Below are 1,612 nucleotides of genomic sequence, written 5' to 3'. Positions count from 1 at the left end.
CTGTTTGACCACAACGAACGAAGTGAGTGGCGGGAGTTTGGGCGACGGGCCATGAAACCAGTCAGCGCAGGGGAGTCATTGCCCCCCAGGGGCAATGACCGCCGCGACGGCGAGCCCCAGACTCCCCGCCCGCGCCTTCCGCACGAACGCCGACCCGGACTTCAATCGTCCAGACCCAATTCCTGGATCTTGCGCGTGATGGTATTGCGCCCGATCCCGAGCTTCTGCGCCGCCTCGATGCGCCGCCCCCGCGTGATCTCGAGCGCCGTGTGGATCAGCTGCGCCTCGAACTTGCGCGTCAGTGTGTCCCACACCTCCRGCAGCCCGGCCTGCAGCATCGCTCGCGATTCACGCTCGAGATCGGCCAGCCAGTGCGTGCCGGTCGGCGAACTGCCCGCGACAACAGCCACCGCATCCGGCAGCGGTGCGGCCACCGGCGCTGCCGCATGGGCCACCGAGCCACCGCCCCCCGCCGGGATCGCCTCGCCCACCTCGCCCCCGGCCACCGGCACACGCGCCGGGATCGCCACCAGGTCGCCCTGGAACTCCGGCGGCAGGTCCTTGGCCTCGACCACCTGGGCCGGCGCCATCACCGTCAGCCAGTGGCAGATGTTCTCCAGCTGCCGCACGTTGCCCGGGAAGTCGAACTGCATCAGCCGCGCAAGCGCCGCCTCGGTGATGCGCTTGGCCTCGACGCCCAGCTCCTTCGCGCTCTTCTGCAGGAAGAAGCGCGCGAGCGCCGGCACGTCCTCGCGCCGCTCGCGCAGCGCCGGCAACCGCAGCCGGATCACGTTCAAGCGGTGAAACAGGTCCTCACGGAAGGCACCGAGCTTGACCCGCTCCTCCAGGTTCTGGTGCGTCGCCGCGATCACCCGCACGTTGCTGCGCAGCGGGTTGTGCCCGCCGACGCGGTAGAACTGGCCGTCGCTCAGCACGCGCAGCAGCCGCGTCTGCAGGTCGAACGGCATGTCGCCGATCTCGTCGAGGAACAGCGTGCCGCCGTCGGCCTGCTCGAAGCGCCCGCGCCGCGTCGTCTGCGCGCCGGTGAACGCGCCACGCTCATGGCCGAACAGCTCGCTCTCGAGCAGGTCCTTCGGGATCGCCGCGGTGTTGATCGCGACGAACGGCCCGCTCGCGCGCGGGCTGTGCTTGTGCAGCGCCTGCGCGACCAGCTCCTTGCCCGAGCCCGATTCGCCGGTGATCAGCACCGTCACCACGCTCTGGCTCAGCCGCCCGATCGCGCGGAACACATCCTGCATCGCCGGCGCCTGGCCCAGCATCTCGGGCATCTGCGCCATGCGCTCGTCGCGCACCTCCTCGCGCATGCTCTCGTCGAGCGCGCGGCGGATCAACTCCACCGCCTTCGGCACGTCGAACGGCTTCGGCAGGTACTCGAAGGCCCCGCCCTGGAACGCGCTGACCGCGCTGTCCAGGTCGGAGTAGGCCGTCATGATGATGACCGGCAGGCCCGGATGCCGCTCCTTGACCTTGCTCAGCAGCTCGATGCCCGAGCCCCCCGGCATCCGGATGTCGGATACGAGAACCTGGGGTTCATCGTCCTCGAGCGCGATCAGCACGTCCCGCGGGTTCGTGAAGCTGCGCACCGCGAGGT

At 69.8% G+C, this 1,612-nt stretch carries 1 protein-coding gene; it reads right to left on the bottom strand.

Features of this window, described 5'->3' with window-relative positions; genetic code table 11:
• Nucleotides 1-161: 161 nt before the first annotated feature.
• A partial coding sequence (gene ntrC, locus AC1D12_RS32905) for a nitrogen regulation protein NR(I) (protein WP_477845318.1) occupies nt 162-1,612 on the bottom strand: 1,451 nt, incomplete at its 5' end.

Source organism: Rhizobacter sp. P1_G5, from assembly GCF_056405435.1.
Note: the sequence above shows the minus strand (reverse complement) of the source record. Positions and strands in the feature narration are given on the sequence as shown.